Annotated in this window: 18 protein-coding genes and 1 tRNA gene; 8 read left to right on the forward strand and 11 right to left on the reverse strand. The window is 64.6% G+C overall.

What is annotated here, in order from left to right:
• Positions 1-15: 15 nt before the first annotated feature.
• The 7 genes from J0H39_03865 to J0H39_03895 form a co-directional block, all read right to left on the reverse strand.
• Positions 16-663: a hypothetical protein gene (locus tag J0H39_03865; protein ID MBN9495870.1), complete on the reverse strand. Its 648-nt coding sequence runs from the start codon at positions 661-663 to the stop codon at positions 16-18.
• A 129-nt stretch (positions 664-792) separates the two neighbouring features.
• Positions 793-1,647, reverse strand: coding sequence for a hypothetical protein (locus J0H39_03870; GenBank protein ID MBN9495871.1), 855 nt, complete (start codon positions 1,645-1,647; stop codon positions 793-795).
• Positions 1,648-1,656: 9 nt separating this feature from the next.
• Complete coding sequence (locus J0H39_03875) at positions 1,657-1,878, reverse strand: helix-turn-helix domain-containing protein (GenBank protein ID MBN9495872.1); 222 nt, start codon at positions 1,876-1,878, stop codon at positions 1,657-1,659.
• 99 nt (positions 1,879-1,977) lie between these two features.
• Positions 1,978-2,445: a hypothetical protein gene (locus tag J0H39_03880; protein MBN9495873.1), complete on the reverse strand. Its 468-nt coding sequence runs from the start codon at positions 2,443-2,445 to the stop codon at positions 1,978-1,980.
• A complete protein-coding gene (locus tag J0H39_03885) occupies positions 2,435-3,706 on the reverse strand; it encodes a tyrosine-type recombinase/integrase (GenBank protein ID MBN9495874.1) in 1,272 nt (423 codons plus the stop codon). Before J0H39_03885 ends, J0H39_03880 begins: the two co-directional genes overlap by 11 nt.
• 148 nt (positions 3,707-3,854) lie before the next feature.
• Positions 3,855-3,944 (reverse strand) — tRNA-Ser (locus tag J0H39_03890).
• Positions 3,945-4,009: 65 nt separating this feature from the next.
• Positions 4,010-5,023 carry a flippase-like domain-containing protein gene (locus tag J0H39_03895; GenBank protein MBN9495875.1) on the reverse strand — a complete coding sequence of 338 codons (1,014 nt, stop codon included), beginning with the start codon at positions 5,021-5,023 and terminating at the stop codon, positions 4,010-4,012.
• Between the two features lie 244 nt (positions 5,024-5,267).
• Between J0H39_03895 and rplU the strand changes: the two genes are divergently transcribed.
• The 8 genes from rplU to rlmH all read left to right on the forward strand — a co-directional run bounded on the left by rplU (position 5,268) and on the right by rlmH (position 11,157).
• Positions 5,268-5,582, forward strand: coding sequence for a 50S ribosomal protein L21 (rplU, locus tag J0H39_03900; protein MBN9495876.1), 315 nt, complete (start codon positions 5,268-5,270; stop codon positions 5,580-5,582).
• A 13-nt stretch (positions 5,583-5,595) separates the two neighbouring features.
• Positions 5,596-5,868, forward strand: a complete 273-nt coding sequence (gene rpmA, locus J0H39_03905; GenBank protein ID MBN9495877.1) for a 50S ribosomal protein L27 — start codon at positions 5,596-5,598, stop codon at positions 5,866-5,868.
• An 88-nt stretch (positions 5,869-5,956) separates the two neighbouring features.
• Complete coding sequence (obgE, locus tag J0H39_03910; GenBank protein ID MBN9495878.1) at positions 5,957-7,015, forward strand: GTPase ObgE; 1,059 nt, start codon at positions 5,957-5,959, stop codon at positions 7,013-7,015.
• Positions 7,012-8,145, forward strand: coding sequence for a glutamate 5-kinase (locus tag J0H39_03915; GenBank protein ID MBN9495879.1), 1,134 nt, complete (start codon positions 7,012-7,014; stop codon positions 8,143-8,145). Before obgE ends, J0H39_03915 begins: the two co-directional genes overlap by 4 nt.
• A gap of 79 nt (positions 8,146-8,224) precedes the next feature.
• Positions 8,225-9,520 carry a glutamate-5-semialdehyde dehydrogenase gene (locus J0H39_03920; GenBank protein ID MBN9495880.1) on the forward strand — a complete coding sequence of 432 codons (1,296 nt, stop codon included), beginning with the start codon at positions 8,225-8,227 and terminating at the stop codon, positions 9,518-9,520.
• Between the two features lie 23 nt (positions 9,521-9,543).
• Positions 9,544-10,161 (forward strand): nicotinate-nucleotide adenylyltransferase, encoded by a 618-nt coding sequence (locus J0H39_03925; GenBank protein ID MBN9495881.1) that lies wholly within the window; start codon positions 9,544-9,546, stop codon positions 10,159-10,161.
• Between the two features lie 84 nt (positions 10,162-10,245).
• Entirely contained in the window at positions 10,246-10,638 is a 393-nt protein-coding gene (gene rsfS, locus J0H39_03930; GenBank protein ID MBN9495882.1) for a ribosome silencing factor, read from the forward strand.
• 45 nt (positions 10,639-10,683) lie between these two features.
• Complete coding sequence (gene rlmH / locus J0H39_03935) at positions 10,684-11,157, forward strand: 23S rRNA (pseudouridine(1915)-N(3))-methyltransferase RlmH (GenBank protein MBN9495883.1); 474 nt, start codon at positions 10,684-10,686, stop codon at positions 11,155-11,157.
• Here the strand turns inward: rlmH and J0H39_03940 are convergent, their stop codons facing one another.
• From J0H39_03940 to J0H39_03955, 4 genes are all read right to left on the reverse strand, one after another.
• The gene (locus J0H39_03940; GenBank protein MBN9495884.1) at positions 11,158-12,333 is read right to left on the reverse strand and encodes a DegT/DnrJ/EryC1/StrS family aminotransferase; all 1,176 of its coding nucleotides are present in this window, start codon (positions 12,331-12,333) and stop codon (positions 11,158-11,160) included.
• Complete coding sequence (locus tag J0H39_03945; GenBank protein MBN9495885.1) at positions 12,333-13,394, reverse strand: alpha-ketoacid dehydrogenase subunit beta; 1,062 nt, start codon at positions 13,392-13,394, stop codon at positions 12,333-12,335. The genes J0H39_03940 and J0H39_03945 overlap by 1 nt, the downstream gene beginning before the upstream one ends.
• 37 nt (positions 13,395-13,431) lie before the next feature.
• Positions 13,432-14,400, reverse strand: a complete 969-nt coding sequence (locus J0H39_03950) for a thiamine pyrophosphate-dependent dehydrogenase E1 component subunit alpha (GenBank protein MBN9495886.1) — start codon at positions 14,398-14,400, stop codon at positions 13,432-13,434.
• Positions 14,401-14,464: 64 nt separating this feature from the next.
• A complete protein-coding gene (locus J0H39_03955; protein ID MBN9495887.1) occupies positions 14,465-15,469 on the reverse strand; it encodes a kinase in 1,005 nt (334 codons plus the stop codon).
• Positions 15,470-15,487: the final 18 nt, after the last annotated feature.

A 15,487-nucleotide genomic window follows, 5' to 3' on the forward strand; every position in this document is an offset into this window, starting at 1 on the left:
CCTGTGGTTTTACGTTCACTCCGCCGCGATGACGGCGGGCGGGACGATGCGCGCGAGCAACTCGGCCTGGGAGGCAGCGAGCGGGCGCGGGTCGCCGTGCGCGAAGCGCTCGAAGCCGAGCAAGCGCGCGAGGGCTTCGTTCTGCGCCGCGAGGGCGCATTTCACGGACCGCTCAGCGCGGAGGTTCTGTGAGGCCAAGCCTGTGACGTGTTCGAAGGTCGAAAGCGCAATGCCCACACGCTCGAAGTCGGCGAAAGCCTTCGCCAGTTCGGAAATGGCCGCATCGATCGTGCGCGCGATCTCGATGCGCTCGGCCGCGAGTTCGGCCGCCCGAGTGCGATCTTGCGCGTCTTGGGTTTGCTGTTCGCGGGCGCGCGTGATCGCCTCACGGCGGTCGTGATCTTCGACGACGGCGGCGAGTTCGCGCGCTTGCTCTTCGGTCTCGCGAATTTTGTTCGCGACCGAAAGATGGCGGCCGTCGAGATCGCGAAGCGACAAGGCCCCCACGTGGTCGCGCGGATGCAACGGCATCAGCGACCGGCGCTCGGCAAGGATTTGTGCCTCGGTCGCACGAAGATCGCCAAGCGACCGCGCGAGGATTTCAAGACGCGCGCGAGCTTGCGCCACTTGGGAGGGAGAGGGGAGTTTTTCGACGGTGGGCATGATCTGTCCTTTCAGGTTTTGAGAGAGAGCGGGGCGCCGCTTGACGCTGGCGAAAGAATCAAGCGGCGGCTTGCGCACGGCGCCGGGAAGCGCCGCCCCCATGCACGCCCGCCGAAAACGGGCGCACGATCATTCGGCGGCAACATTGAGCCCGCCGTTGTCTTGATTTTCGATTGCGCCCCTGCACCAGCGCGCCGGATTTGTGATTCTGTGGGTGCCGCTATGCGGCAAGACGACGCGCTCCAGGGCGCTCAGCACCTTAACCAAATTCCCATACGGCGCGGGCGCGAGAAGCGCTTTGAACTCCGTTCTCTGGATTTCGGTCGGCGAGAACTCGGGAGAAGCAATCGAAAAGCCGTTCAGAAGCGAACTGACTGCATCGTCAATCGTGATGTTCCTAGGGACGATTTCCTTCAACTCGAAAACGCGATTACTATTCGTGGTGCTCTTCTTGACTTTGATGTTTTTACACATCGGCATGCCAGTTTCAGGAAGAGCGACAATCGACGGCCGTTCACGGCCGTGATCAACGACGCCGTCCTTTTTCGGGTCTTCCCGGTGTTTATCCTGGTGTTCTTCTTTGCGACGGACCTGCGTCGCTTCTGCGACGGTCGGCGCGTCGGTCACTGCGTCGCTCGTGTTATCGAGACGCTGCATTTCATGGTAATTCTTGATACGGATGACAGTCTGGCCTGCGTCGGCCGCTGCGACGATCAGCCCGTCAGTTTGAAGACGATCAAGAAACCGCCGTACCCCGGCCTCGCTCCACCCCCAGCGATCTGCCAGGTAGCGGGTCGAATGCGAGAGTTCGCCGCGTTCCAAGATGACAGTCTTATCGATGATATCGACCTTGTGCGGCTTCCAGCACGCCATCGAGACCAAATCGACAAATGCGGCGCGGCGGCACCAGCGCGGCGCGCGGCGATCCTGGAGTGCGGGATGCGCCAGAATCGCCCGGTCCACGATGAATTTGCCGCGTGCCATTGGGGCGCCTTAAGCGGCGGCGTGGGTGTTGGGGATCACCGCGCCGATAGCCAAAAGGGCGTCGAGACTCTCGCGCAACACCACGCGGCGCGCGCCGATTTTCGCCGTGCGCAACGGGGAACCGGGAATGGCGAGGATGCGATAAAGGGTCGCGCGGCTCACGCGCGCATAGGCGGCGGCTTCGCGGATGGTCAGAGCGGCGGGCGGGATTTGGGTGGGGTCGTTCGGCATGGGCGGCTATTCCTTTGCGGTTCGCCGCGTCGCACGGCGTCCGTAGAGGTTGCCCAAAATCACCTATCAATACCGGTCACAATGTGAGGGCCCGAAACGTCACCATTTATAGCGAGGCTTCGATTTCGCGATGCGTGCGCCAGTCGAGTTACTCACATTGCGAATGACGGGACCATGCAGGCCCGGAATGCCATCGGTCAGTGCAGAGACGGCATCGTCAATCGTCTCGGCTTTTTTGTTGCGGCCCGCGACCGCCCGGCGAATCGTCGCATCACGAAATTCGGAATGAGCTTCACGAATATGCTTGGCGTTAATGCCGAATGCGCCAGCGATATCAGCGGGCTTCCCGCGCTTACTTCCAACGGCAACGCCTAGCGCTATCGCCAATGATCCGCGAAGCCATTTCTTCGCTTCGCGAGCGATCTCACCTTTCGTCCCAGACAACAGCGCTTCAATCAGAATGAAGGGATTGCCGGTTGCCCGATAGCGGCGCAGCAATTCCTTTGCGTATGCCTTCTGCGCTTGGCCTCGAATTTTCGACTGCACGATCTTCGCATCACTTGCCATTGCGCGCCCCAATCGAAACGACTTTCCCCCGCTTCGGTTTCTCCATCGCCGGGCTGGTCGCAAACTCCGCCCATTCGGCCATCAGCTTGCGGCGGCGCTCGAAGAAATCGCTGCGCTGATACGCGGCCTCAACCTCGTCACCGTTGGCATGCGCGAGTGCGGCTTCCGCTATCTCACGCGGATAGGCAGTCTGTTCGGCGGTCCAAGTGCGGAAGGTAGAGCGGAAGCCGTGCGGCGTGATGATCCCGCTCAGTTCCATTCGATTGATGAGCGCCAACATGGCGCCATTCGACAGACCTTGCCCCGGCACACCGAAAACATAGTGATCGGCGGAGAGTTCGATCTTCTCCTCTTTGCGCAGCGCGAGTTGCTCTTTCAGGATTGCGATAGCCTCAGCGGATAGGGGCACACGATGCTCGCGCTTCGCCTTCATCCGCGATGCGGGCACGCGCCACTCGCGCTTTTCTAAATCGATCTCGCTCCAAGTCGCGCCGATGATCTCGCCGGTCCGCGCAGCGGTGAGGATCGCGAAGCGGAGCGCGCGCGCGGCTTCGCCGGGCTGCGCCCTTAGCTTCGCCATAAACTCCGGCAAAGCCGCATAGCCAAGCGACGCATGATGCAGCACCACGCGCACCTTGCGCGGGTTCGGCAAAAGCACTTGCAGATGACCGCGCCAGCGTGCCGGGTTTTCGCCCGTTCGCTTTCCCTCAACGCGGGCCGCATCAAGGATGGTTTCAATCCGGCCGCGCACGCGACGCGCCGTTTCGGGCTTGGACACCCAAACTGCGTTGAGTAATTCCAGCACCATCCCGGTATCAACGTCCGCGACAGACACTTTGCCAATGGTGGGGAAGGCGTAGGCTTCGAGGGTCGCCAGCCATTGCGCGGCGTGCTTTTCGTTGGCCCACTCCGCCTTGCGGCGACCGATGAACGTGCGCGCAAAACTCTCGAAGGTCGTCGCACGCGCCTCTTCGGCGGCGCGCTCTGCATCTGCCTTAGCGCGCTCGCCAAGGGGATCGCGCCCCTCTGCGAGAGAGGCCCGCGCCATTGCCGCGAGTTCGCGGGCGCGGGCTAAGGAAACGTCGCCCGCGTTGCCCAGACCCATTTCTCGGGCCTTGCCAGCGATCATGTAGCGCAGCGTCCAAGCCCGGCCGCCGTGGGGGTAAACCCGGAGCCCCAGGCCCCCGCCGTCGCCGTAGAGACCGGGCTCCTTGATGGCAGCAATCCGTTTCGGATTGAGCTTGTGAAGTTGCCGCGCCATGTGTCCGCCCCACTTTTGGTCCACAAACCGATCCACAAATCGGATTGAGCTTGCCCGAGACGCCTTGGAGCGGCAAGGCATCGGAAGCACGTTTTATTGGGGTTTTTGGAGGCACCCCGGACGGGGTGAGACGCTGAGAAACAAGAAGTGGCGGACAGGGTGGGATTCGAACCCACGATACCGTTGCCGGTATTTCAGTTTTCGAGACTGACGCCTTCAGCCACTCGGCCACCTGTCCGCAACGTCTTCGCGGTCTCGAAGGGCCGGGAACCTAACCCCGAACGTCCCGCCGGGCAAGTGTCGTCATTCGCCTTTGGAATCCGGGGCTTCGTCGACGCGGTGGGTCAGGATTCGGGGGTTGATCCCGTTCGCCAACACCCAGGCGAGCGCCACGCACAGGCCGAACACGAAGGTCAGCGCGTGGGTGAGGATGGCGAAGGCGAGGGCGGCTTCCGCCGGCACGCCGAAGATCGACAGCGCGAACACCGCCGCCGCATGGAACACGCCGATCCCGCCGGGGGCGGCGGGCACCAGGAAGGCGAGCGAGATCACCGCGACGGTGAAGATCGCCATGGTCGGGCGCAGATCGGGCAGGATCGCGTCCATGCCGAAATAGAAGGATGCGGCGATCAAGCTCCAAATCGCGGCCGTCCACAAGACGGCGCCCAGCGCCACGCGCGGCCTGGCGAGCACGCTCAACCCGTCGAGCAAATGGCCGAGCGGCGCGATCAGACGCGCTGGCAAGAAACGCGCGGCCAGGCGCAACGCAAAGCCGCGATATCGCAAGCCGATCGCGAACACGACCAGGCTTGCGATCAGCGCGGCCGCGAAAATCGGCACGCCTTGCGAAATCGTTGCCGGCATCTGCGACATGCGCGACATCGCGATCAGCAGCAAACCCAGCGCGCCGAACAGATCGCACAGCCGGTCGAGCACGATCGCCGAGGCGCCGCTGCCCGCCGGCACGTTGGCGCGCTTGTGCAAAAGCCAGATCATCGCGACTTCGCCCGCGCGCATGGGCAACAGCGAATTGACCGAGTTGCCGACCGCATGCGTGCCGAAAGCGTCGTTGACCGTCAGCCGGTTGCCGTGGCCGGTCGCGCGCACGAACATGCGCATGCGCATCGGCCGCACGGCGAGCCACAGGCCCCAGATCGCCAGCATGGCGGCAAGTTCGGGCAGCGAGGCGCCCGCCAATTCCCGCCCGACCGTTTTCCAGTCGACCAGCAGGGCCAGCCCCGCCACAGCGGCCAGGGTGACGGGGATCCAGGCCCAGCGCAGCAGCCGGGCCGCTCCCGAAGGGGCGGTTTGGGTCATCGAAGGCCGGGGTGTAGCAGGGTTTGCAGGTCCTGTCCGCAATCGACTATACTTGGCCGATCAAGCGCTTAACGGGTGTGTGCCGACACCCCCTTGCGCGCTTGACAGGCCCGAGAACCCGCGTATATTCCGCGCCCTCACGCCGCGAGGGCCCTTCAAGGCTCGTCGCGGCCGGTTTTTTGCGCGGTTTCGTCGTCCTTGGCCCTTCGGCCGCCCGGATACGCGGAACCTGGAGAACGGCAAGATGTACGCAGTCATCCGCACCGGCGGCAAGCAATACAAAGTCGCCAAGAACGACGTCGTCGTCGTCGAGAAGCTGGCCGGCGAGGCCGGTAAGACGGTCGAACTGAGCGACGTTCTGATGGTCGTCGACGGCGCCACCGCCAAGGTCGGCGCGCCGACGCTGGCCGGCGCTTCGGTCACCGCGACCGTTCTCGAGCAAGGCAAGGGCGACAAGGTCCTGGTCTTCAAGAAGCGCCGCCGCAAGAACTCGCGCCGCAAGAACGGCCATCGCCAGTTCGAAACGACGCTGCGCATCGTCGACATCAAGGTCGCCTGAGGGAGCACGAGCTATGGCACATAAAAAAGCAGGCGGTTCTTCCCGCAACGGCCGCGATACCGAAGGCCGGCGCCTTGGGTTGAAGCGCGCGGGCGGCCAGACCGTCCTCGCCGGCAACATCCTCGTGCGTCAGCGCGGCACGGTCTACGTCGCCGGCAAGGAAGTCGGCATGGGCCGCGACCACACGCTGTTCGCGCTGAAGCCGGGCAAGGTGAAGTTCCACAAGGCCGGCGGCAAGACGATCGTCTCGATCGACGTGGCTCCGGTGCCGGCCGCCGCCGAATAGGCGCCGCCGACCCTTCGCCACGAACGGATTACGGAAGGGGAGCGGCCGGCAAGGCCGCTCCCCTTCTTGCATTTAGGACCCGCGCAGGATGAAGTTTCTCGATCAGTGCAAAATCTTCGTGAAGTCCGGCGACGGCGGTGCGGGCGCCGTCAGCTTCCGGCGCGAGAAATTCATCGAATATGGCGGGCCCGACGGCGGCGACGGCGGGCGTGGCGGCTCGGTCTTCATCGAAGCGGTCGCCAATCTCAACACGCTGATCGACTATCGCTACCAGCAGCATTTCAAGGCCGAGAAGGGCCATCACGGCGAAGGCCGCCAGCGTTCCGGCCTGTCGGGCCAGGACATCACGCTGAAAGTCCCCGTCGGCACGACGATCCTGGAAGACGATCAGGAAACCGTGGTCGTCGACATGGTCGAAGCGGGTCAGCGCGTGATGCTGTGCAAGGGCGGCGACGGCGGCTTCGGCAACACGCATTACAAAAGCTCGACCAATCAGGCGCCGCGCAAAGCGCTGCCCGGCTGGCCCGGCGAAGAGCGCTGGTTGTGGCTGCGTTTGAAGCTGATCGCGGATGTCGGCCTTGTCGGTTTGCCCAATGCGGGCAAGTCGACATTCCTCGCGGCCACGACCTCGGCCAAGCCGAAGATCGCCGATTATCCCTTCACCACGTTGAAGCCGCAGCTGGGCGTCGTGCGCATCGACGACGAGGAATTGGTCGTCGCCGATCTGCCCGGATTGATCGCCGGTGCGGCCGAAGGCAAGGGCTTGGGCCATCGCTTCCTGGGCCATGTCGAGCGTTGCGGCGCGATCCTGCATTTGATCGACGGCACGCAGGATAAAGTCGCCGCCGCCTATAACCAGATCCGCGACGAGCTCGAAGCCTATGGGGCGGGGATCGAGAACAAGCCCGAGATTCTCGGCCTCAACAAGATCGACGCGATCGAGCCCGAAGACCTCAAAAAGAAACTCGCCGCCTTGAAGCGCGCCGCGAAAAAGCGCGGCGGCGGCCATGCCGTGCTGGCGCTGTCGGGTGCCGCGGGCAAGGGCGTCAAAGAAGTGCTGCGTGCGCTGGTTCCGCCCGTGCTTGAGCGGCGCGTCGAGGACAAGGCCGCGCGCGACGCGATGCGCCGCGACGACGATTACCGATGACCGCCGCCGCCCCCTTCACCGCGACGAAGCGGATGGTCGTGAAGACCGGTTCGGCGTTGATCGTCGACGATGCGGGCGCCATCCGCAAAGCGTGGCTCGACAAGCTCGCCGACGATATCGCCGTGCTGGTGAAGCGCGGCATCGAGATCGCGGTCGTCACGTCGGGGGCGGTCGCCATCGGGCGTTGGAAGCTCGGCTTCGGCCGCCGCGGTTTGAAGATCGAGGAGAAGCAAGCCGCCGCCGCGACCGGGCAAGTGTGGCTCGCCCATGCCTGGGCCGAAGCATTGGGCGCGCGCGGTATCGTCGGCGCGCAAGTTCTGCTCACGCCCGACGATACCGAAGCGCGCCGCCGCCACTTGAACGCGCGCGCGACGGTCGCGAAACTGCTCGACGCCAAGGCCGTGCCGATCATCAACGAGAACGACACGATCGCGACCGAGGAAATCCGTTTCGGCGATAACGATCGCTTGGCCGCGCGTGTCGCGCAAATGGCCTCGGCCGATACGTTGATTCTGCTCTCCGATATCGACGGGCTTTACACCGCCGATCCGCATTCCAATCCCGACGCCCAGCACATCGCGCAAGTGGCGGAGCTGACGCCCGAGATTCTCGCGATGGCGGGCGAAGCGCGGCCCGGCTATTCGTCGGGCGGCATGGTCACCAAGCTTGGCGCGGCACGCATCGCGCTGGGGGCCGGTTGCCGCATGGGGATCGCACTCGGCAAACGCGACAATCCGCTGATGGCGCTCGAACAGGGTGCGCGCGTGACGTGGTTCATGCCGCAAGGCTCGCCCGCCTCGGCGCGCAAGCGCTGGATCGCATCGACCGTGCAACCCGCCGGTTCCGTCGTCGTCGACGACGGTGCGGCGGCGGCGTTGGCGCGCGGCAAGTCGCTGTTGCCCGCCGGTGTCGTCTCTGTCGACGGCGAATTCGATCGCGGCGACGCGATCCGCGTGCTCGACAAGGCAGGCCGCGAATTGGCGCGGGGCCTTAGCGCCTATTCCGCCGCCGACGCGCGCGCGATCCAGGGCCGCAAATCGGCGGAGATCGCCGAGCTGCTCGGTTATCGCGGGCGCGACGAATTGATTCATCGCGACGATCTCGCGATGGCCGGGGGGCCGGGACGATGAAAGCATTGCGCCCCATCCGACCGTGCGCCGGCGATTTGCCGCCGCCCGCCCTTCGCCGTAAAGTTGCCGGATAACGATCATGACGCCCGCCGAACCCGCCGCCACGAATTCGACCGACCTGGACCTCAAGGCGACGATGCTCGCCATGGGCAAGCGCGCGCGCGAAGCCGCCGCCGTGCTCGCCCAAGCGCCGACCAAGGTCAAGAACGCCGCGTTGCGCAACGCGGCCGACAAGCTGCGCGCCGCGACCGACGCGATCCTTGCCGCCAATGCGCGCGACATCGCCTTCGCGATGGAGAACGGCAATTCGGCCGCGATGGTCGATCGCACGCGCCTCGATCCCAAGCGCGTCGAAGCCATCGCCAAGGGCTTGGAAGACGTCGCCGGTTTGTCCGATCCCGTCGGTTCGATCCAGGCGGGCTGGACGCGGCCCAACGGCTTGCTGATCAGCCGCGTCGCCGTGCCGATCGGCGTTATCGGCATCATCTACGAAGCGCGGCCCAACGTGACCGCCGACGCGGGCGGGCTGTGCTTGAAGTCGGGCAACGCGTGCATCTTGCGCGGCGGCCAGGAAAGCTTCGAATCCTCAATGGCGATCGTTGGTGCCATGCGCGCGGCCCTTGCCGCCAACGGCTTGCCGGAAGACGCGATCCAGTTCGTCCCCACGCGCGACCGCGCGGCGGTCGGGCATTTGCTGAAGCTCGACGGTTACGTCGATACGATCGTGCCGCGCGGCGGCAAGTCGCTGATCGAGCGCGTGATGAAGGAAACGCGCATTCCGGTGATCGCGCATCTGGAAGGCCTGTGCCACAGCTATGTGCACGAATCGGCCGATATCGAGATGGCGCGCAAGATCGTGATGAACGCGAAGATGCGCCGCGTGTCGGTGTGCGGCGCCACCGAAACGCTGCTGATCGACCGCACGGCGTTGGCCACGCACGGCCCTGCGATCCTCGACGATCTGATTTCGGCGGGCTGCGAAATTCGCGGCGACGACGACGTGCGCAAGCTCGACACGCGCGTCGTGGCCGCGACCGAGGCCGATTGGACGACCGAATATCTCGACGCGATCCTGGCGGTGAAGACCGTCGCCGGGCTCGACGACGCCATCGCGCATGTGAACAAGTACGGCTCGCACCATACCGACGCGATCATCGCGGGCGACAAGGATGCGGCGGACGCGTTCCTGCGCCGTGTCGATTCCGCGATCGTGCTGCACAACGCGTCGACGCAATTCGCCGACGGCGCCGAATTCGGCTTCGGCGCCGAGATCGGCATTTCCACCGGCCGCCTGCCGCCGCGCGGGCCCGTGGGCGCCGAACAGCTCACGACCTATAAGTACGTGCTGCGCGGGGCGGGTCAGACGCGGCCGTGACCTTGCCTTCGCCCGGTCTGGTGTTGCCGCTTCCGGCGTTGGGCCGACGCCCTCGCAAACGCATCGGTTTGCTCGGCGGGTCGTTCAATCCCGCGCATGACGGGCATATCCATATCGCGCGCGAGGCGTTGAAGCGCCTCGACCTCGACGAAGTCTGGCTGCTCGTCAGCCCGCAGAACCCGCTGAAAAGTGCGCGCGACATGGCGCCGCTCGCCGTGCGTTTGGCGGGGACGAAGGCGCAATGCGCGGCCGATCCGCGTTTGCGTGCCCTCGCGCTCGAGACCGCAATGGGCACGCGCTACACCGCCGATTCGCTTGCCGTGCTGCGCCAGCGTTTCCCAAAAACGCGCTTCGTCTGGCTGATGGGGGCCGACAATCTCGGCCAGATCCATCGCTGGCAGAATTGGCGGTCCATATTTCACGCGATGGTCATTGCCGTCTTCGCGCGCCCCGCGTATGATGTCAAAGCATTGGCCGGAAAGGCGGCGCGGGCGTTATCCACAGCCCGGGTCGCGCCTTCGCGGGCGCGGTCCCTGGCGGCGTTCGATCCGCCTTCCTGGACGTTCTTCCCCGTCCGGCACCACCCGGCCTCCGCCACGCGGCTGCGCGCACTTACCAAACGCGCGAAACCGGGGCGGTAGGCTCGGTCGACGGACGTGAAGCATGATTGTTCCGGGCGTTCCCGGCACGGTCGATGCAGAGAAAACCGTCGTCGTCACCCGAGCCTGTCGAGGAGAGCGAAGATAGCCACTGCGAAGCGCAAGACCGTCGGCGCCACAAAGACGGTTCTCAAAGTCGTCGAAAAAACGTTGGACGACGACAAGGCGGCCGATCCGGTCGTCATCGATCTCGCCGGCCGCACGCCCATCGCCGATTACATGGTCGTCGCCAGCGGACTCTCGGCTCGCCACGTTCAGGCGATGGCCGAACATCTCGTCGAAAAACTCAAAGAAAAAGGCCTGAAAAGCATCCGCGTCGAGGGTGTGGCGCAGGGCGATTGGGTTTTGATCGACGGGGGCGACGTGATCGTCCATCTGTTCCGCCCCGAATTGCGCGATCACTACGGCATCGAAAAAATGTGGGGTGCCGATTGGTCGCGCGCGGAAGCGCGCGCCTGACGGATTGAAAGGCGGCGGCGCAATCCACGCGCCGCCGGAACGACGATGCGCTTGATCATCTGCGTGGCCGGCAAGGCCCGCGGCACGGCGGAAGACGCGCTCGTCGCCGAATATGCGAAACGGCTGAAACCCGCCCCCGCCGGGCTGGGGCCGCTCGACATCCGCGAAATCGAAACCAAGGAACGCGAGGCGTCGCGCCGCAAGGACGACGAGGGTGCGAAGCTGCTCGCGCAGATCCCCGATGGCGCACCCCTGATCGCGCTCGATCCCAAAGGCAAGGCGCTGTCGACCGAGGATTTCGCGGCGTTGCTGGGCCGCATTCGCGACGAAGGCCACGCGAATCTCGCCTTCGTCATCGGCGGCGCGGATGGGCTCGCGGCCCCGTTACTCGCGAAAGCGCGCGCGAAGCTCAGCTTCGGCCCGATGGTGTTCCCGCATCTGCTGGCGCGCGCGATGCTGGCCGAACAGCTTTACCGTTCGGCCTCGCTGCTCGCCGGCCATCCCTATCATCGCGGTTAGTTACGCGACGGCTTTATCCAGCACGCGGCGCAAGGTTTCGATCTGCGGCGTCAAATCCTGCGGATGGTTGCCGACGAAGAAGCCGCGATCATGGGCGAGTTCGGCGTTCGGCGTGCCGTTCCCGGCGATCGAGTAGTCGTAATACTTGATCGTGTCGTGGCGCAGGAAGCAGCCGCCGGTGATGATGCGGAAGCCGATATCGGCCGACTTCAGCGCCGCGAAAATCTTCTCGCGGTCGAGATCCTTTTTGGGATTGAGGATCATCGTGAAGCAGAAGGACGAGCTTTTGCCGTGTTCGCGCTGGATGATGAAATTCTCGTCGCCGGCGAACAGCTTCTGGAACAGCGCCAAATTCTTGCGTCGTGCCGCCGTCATCGCGGGCAGTTTCTTGAGCTGCTCGCTACCCACCGCCGCTTCCATTTCCAGCGGGCGCACGTTGTAGCCGGGGAACAGGAAGCGATAAGCCTCGAAATGATCGCTCGCGCCGCGCTTGTAGAGCGGCGAGTCCGTGGGGATATCGCGCGTCCAGCCATGGGCGCGCATGCATTTCAGCAGATGGTAAAGCTCCAGATCGTCGGTCAGGACGATCCCGCCTTCCATCGTCGAGATATGGTGCGAGAAGAAGAAGCTGAACGTGTTGAGATCGCCGAGCGTGCCGGCCTTCTGGCCCGACGGCAATTCCGCGTCCATGGATTCGCAATTGTCTTCCATGAACCAAAGCCCGTGCTTGTCGCAGAATTTGCGCATCACATCGAGCTGGCACGGATTGCCGAGGATCGACACGGCGAGCAGCGCCTTCGTGTCCTTGGTCAAGGCCGCTTCCAGCTTCGACACGTCCATGTTCAGCGTGTCGAGCTCGACATCGATGAACCGGCATTTCAGGCCGTATTGCTGCAGCGGGTGATAGGTCGTGCTCCACGAAATCGCGGGCACCAAAACTTCGTCGCCGCGCTTCAGCGGCCGCGTCGAGTGATAGGCAAGTGCGGCGATCGAGATCAAATTCGCCGACGAGCCCGAATTCACCATCACGCCATAATTCTTGCCGTGATAGGCGGCGAACTCGGCTTCGAACTTCGCCACGCGCTCGCCCATCGTGAAACGGCCCGACGCGATCACCGCTTGCAGCGCGTCGATCTCTTCCTGGCCCCAGGACGGCGTGGCGAGTTCGTAGAACATCAGAAGGGACCCTTGAACTGAAGCTGATAGGCGAGTTTCGTGGCCGCCGGATCGGGCGCCCAGGCGGGCGCATCGGGCTTGGCCAGCGCATAGGCCGCCGCCGCGATCGTGCCGGGGTTGGGATAGAACGCGTTCTCCAACTCGGGCGAGGGCGGGCAGGGCGTGGGCGCGAAGCCCACGCGCTTGATCTGGATCGGGCCTTCGCCGGCGAGCGCTTCGGCAAGGCGCGCCGCGATCTCGGCCGAAGCACCACAGTTGAGCCAGCCGTTATCGGCGATCAGCACTTTGCGCGTACGCCTAGCGCTTTCGACGATCGTTTCGCTGTCGAGCGGGGCGAGCCAGATCGGATCGATCACTTCGGCAGACACGCCCGCTTCCGCCAGCAATTCGGCGGCGCGTAACGCTTCGACGACCATATTCGACACGCCCACGATCGTCACGTCGCGCCCGAAGCGGCATACGCGGCTGCGCCCCGGCGGCACCACGTAAGCGCCTTCGTTGACGACCGCTTCGGTCGGATAGAGCAGGCGATGCTCCATCATCAACACCGGATTGTCGTCGCGGATCGCGGCGATGGTGCAGCCCTTCGCGTCATGCGCGTTGGACGGGGCCGCGACCTTCATGCCGGGCAAATGCATGAACAACGAATGCAAAGCCTGGCTGTGCTGCGCGCCCTGGCCCCAGGATTTGCCGATGATCGAGCGCACGACCATCGGCACTTTCACCTGGCCGCCATACATGTAGCGCGCCTTGCTGGCGATGTTGACGATCTGGTTCATGCACAGCATCAGGAAATCCATGCGGATATGCACATGGATCGGCCGCATCCCGGCCATCGCCGCGCCGATCGCGACACCTGTCATCGCGTCTTCCGACAAGGGTGTGGTGAACACGCGTTCCTTGCCGAAGCGTTCGAGCAAACCGCGCGTCGAGCCTTGGATCGATTTATGGTCGTCCACGTCCAGGCCGAACAGGAAGACCTTGTCGTCGCGCGCCATTTCCAGCGCCACGGCTTCCGACAGCGCGTCGACATAGCGCAGCACGCGCCGCCCGTCTTCCATACGGCCGGGCCAGGTCAGCGGCGGCGGGGCGAGTTTCTTACGCGAAGACATCGCTATACAGCTCCTTCGCGTCCGGCCAAGGCGAGGTCTCGGCGAAATTCACGGCCGCGGCGAGTTCGGCTTCGATCTCCGCGTCGATCGTCGCTTTGAGTTTCTTGTCGAGTTTTTTGCCGAGAACGACGACCGGGTCCTTCTTCTGCCATTTGGCGAGATCGGCCTTCGAACGGAACCCGGCGTCGTAATCCTCGCCGGGGCCGACATGCTCGCGCCAGCGCCAGGTGAGACACTCGAGGAAGATCGGCCCGCCGCCTTTGCGCATCGCGGGCAACGCCTTGGCGATATGGTCGCGGATCTTCGCGGTGTCGGAATCGGTAAAGCGCGTCGCCGGAATGCCATAGGTGCGCACGCGTTCGCACAGCTTGGTCGTCGCCCAGCGTTTGGCGAGCGGCTCGTGAATCGCGAAGCCGTTATTCTCGCAAACGAAGATCACCGGCAGCTTATGCAGGGCGGCGAAGTTCAACGTTTCGGGGAAGCACCCTTCCTCCGACGCACCATCGCCCAGGAAACACGCGACCACCGCGCCGGTCTTGCGCATCTTCTGCGCCATCGCGAAGCCCGCGGCGACCGGCACGGTCGTGCCGACGACGGCCGAACAGCCCAGCACATTCGCCTTCATGTCGACGAGGTGCATCGAGCCGCCCTTGCCGCGCGCGCAGCCCGTGTCCTTGCCGAACAATTCGGCCATCATGGCGTTGAGGTCGCCGCCTTTGGCCAGATACGTGGCGTGCCCGCGATAGGTGCCGGACACGGCGTCGCGCGGCTCCAGCGGATCGCACACGCCGACGGCGATGCCTTCCTGGCCGATCGACAGATGGACGGGGCTTTTGATCTTGTCGGAGGGGTAGATGCGCGCCACCTCCTCCTCGACCCGGCGGATGCGCCGCACGGCGCGGTAGAGCCGGGCCGGATCGGCCTTTTTGGGCCTGGATGACTTGGTGGCGGGCATGGGTCTCCCGGGGTCCCGAATCGAGACCCGAATCGTACCGGTGCCCTCCGAATATGTGGAGAGATTAATCCTTAAACGCGTCGTCGGGCTCGTAAACCACGATCCGGCTGCCGGGCGCGTTGACGCGGATCTCGACCTCGATCAGATGGCTGAGTTTCTCGCGCACCGCGTGGCGTTTCTCCGGCGGCACGACGAAGGCCATGAACCCGCCGCCGCCAGCGCCCAGCAACTTGCCGCCGACGGCCCCGGCGCTGATCGCGGCATCGTGAATCGCGTCGATCTCCGGCGTCGATACGCCCTCGGCCAATTCGCGTTTGAGGCGCCAGGCTTCCAGCAGCAACGTGCCCAATTCCAGCATCGGGCGGCGGGGGGCGGTGATGATCGCCTGCGCCTCGTCCACCATCTCGCGCATCCGGTGCAGGTTGCGCTCCTTGGCGTCCATATTGGCGATCTGCTTCTTCGCCATGGTCATCGCGAAGCGCGACAAGCCGGTGAAGAACAGCATCAAGCTGCCTTCCAGCTCGTCGCGGCGCTCGCGGCCCAGGATCAAGGGCGTCACGGAAAACGAGCCGTCGCGCTCGAAATCGATGCGGTTGAGGCCCCCGTAAGCCGCCCAAACTTGGTCCTGCGAGCCCACGGGTTCGCGGATCACGTCCTGTTCGATGCGCAGCGCGTCGCGCGCCAGCTCGTCCTTCGACACCATGCGCCCGCGCATCGCGTGCAGCGCGTTCAGCAGACCGACCGTAAAGGACGAGGACGAGCCGAGGCCCGAGCGCGCCGGCAGATCGCCGTCATGGTGGATTTCGAGGCCGCGGCGTTCCTTCATGTCGAGCAGGATTGCGCGCACGGCCGGGTGGTCGATTTCGAGCAGGTCGTTGACCAGTTCGATCTTGCTCCACACGATGCGATAGCGATGCTCGAAAAAGGGCGGCAGGCGCCGGACGGAGATATTGCAGTATTTGTCGATCGCCGTGCCGATCACCGCCCCGCCGTGCTTCAGGTACCATTTCGGGTAATCGGTCCCGCCGCCGAACAGCGACAGGCGATAGGGCGTGCGGCTGATGATCACGGGATGGGCGACTCCGGC

Source organism: Alphaproteobacteria bacterium (genome assembly GCA_017308135.1).
In the GTDB taxonomy this organism is placed as follows: Bacteria; Pseudomonadota; Alphaproteobacteria; order CACIAM-22H2; family CACIAM-22H2; genus Tagaea.

Bases quoted from the DNA above. Each gene is read 5' to 3' on its own strand.
- J0H39_03915 (MBN9495879.1), top strand. From the start codon at position 7,012: ATGACCGCCGCCGCCCCCTTCACCGCGACGAAGCGGATGGTCGTGAAG.
- rpmA (MBN9495877.1), top strand. From the start codon at position 5,596: ATGGCACATAAAAAAGCAGGCGGTTCTTCCCGCAACGGCCGCGATACC.
- J0H39_03920 (MBN9495880.1), top strand. From the start codon at position 8,225: ATGACGCCCGCCGAACCCGCCGCCACGAATTCGACCGACCTGGACCTC.
- rlmH (MBN9495883.1), top strand. From the start codon at position 10,684: ATGCGCTTGATCATCTGCGTGGCCGGCAAGGCCCGCGGCACGGCGGAA.
- J0H39_03865 (MBN9495870.1), bottom strand. From the start codon at position 663: ATGCCCACCGTCGAAAAACTCCCCTCTCCCTCCCAAGTGGCGCAAGCT.
- J0H39_03950 (MBN9495886.1), bottom strand. From the start codon at position 14,400: ATGCCCGCCACCAAGTCATCCAGGCCCAAAAAGGCCGATCCGGCCCGG.
- J0H39_03895 (MBN9495875.1), bottom strand. From the start codon at position 5,023: ATGACCCAAACCGCCCCTTCGGGAGCGGCCCGGCTGCTGCGCTGGGCC.
- J0H39_03870 (MBN9495871.1), bottom strand. From the start codon at position 1,647: ATGGCACGCGGCAAATTCATCGTGGACCGGGCGATTCTGGCGCATCCC.
- J0H39_03940 (MBN9495884.1), bottom strand. From the start codon at position 12,333: ATGTTCTACGAACTCGCCACGCCGTCCTGGGGCCAGGAAGAGATCGAC.
- J0H39_03880 (MBN9495873.1), bottom strand. From the start codon at position 2,445: ATGGCAAGTGATGCGAAGATCGTGCAGTCGAAAATTCGAGGCCAAGCG.
- J0H39_03885 (MBN9495874.1), bottom strand. From the start codon at position 3,706: ATGGCGCGGCAACTTCACAAGCTCAATCCGAAACGGATTGCTGCCATC.
- J0H39_03945 (MBN9495885.1), bottom strand. From the start codon at position 13,394: ATGGAAGACGGGCGGCGCGTGCTGCGCTATGTCGACGCGCTGTCGGAA.
- rplU (MBN9495876.1), top strand. From the start codon at position 5,268: ATGTACGCAGTCATCCGCACCGGCGGCAAGCAATACAAAGTCGCCAAG.
- obgE (MBN9495878.1), top strand. From the start codon at position 5,957: ATGAAGTTTCTCGATCAGTGCAAAATCTTCGTGAAGTCCGGCGACGGC.
- J0H39_03875 (MBN9495872.1), bottom strand. From the start codon at position 1,878: ATGCCGAACGACCCCACCCAAATCCCGCCCGCCGCTCTGACCATCCGC.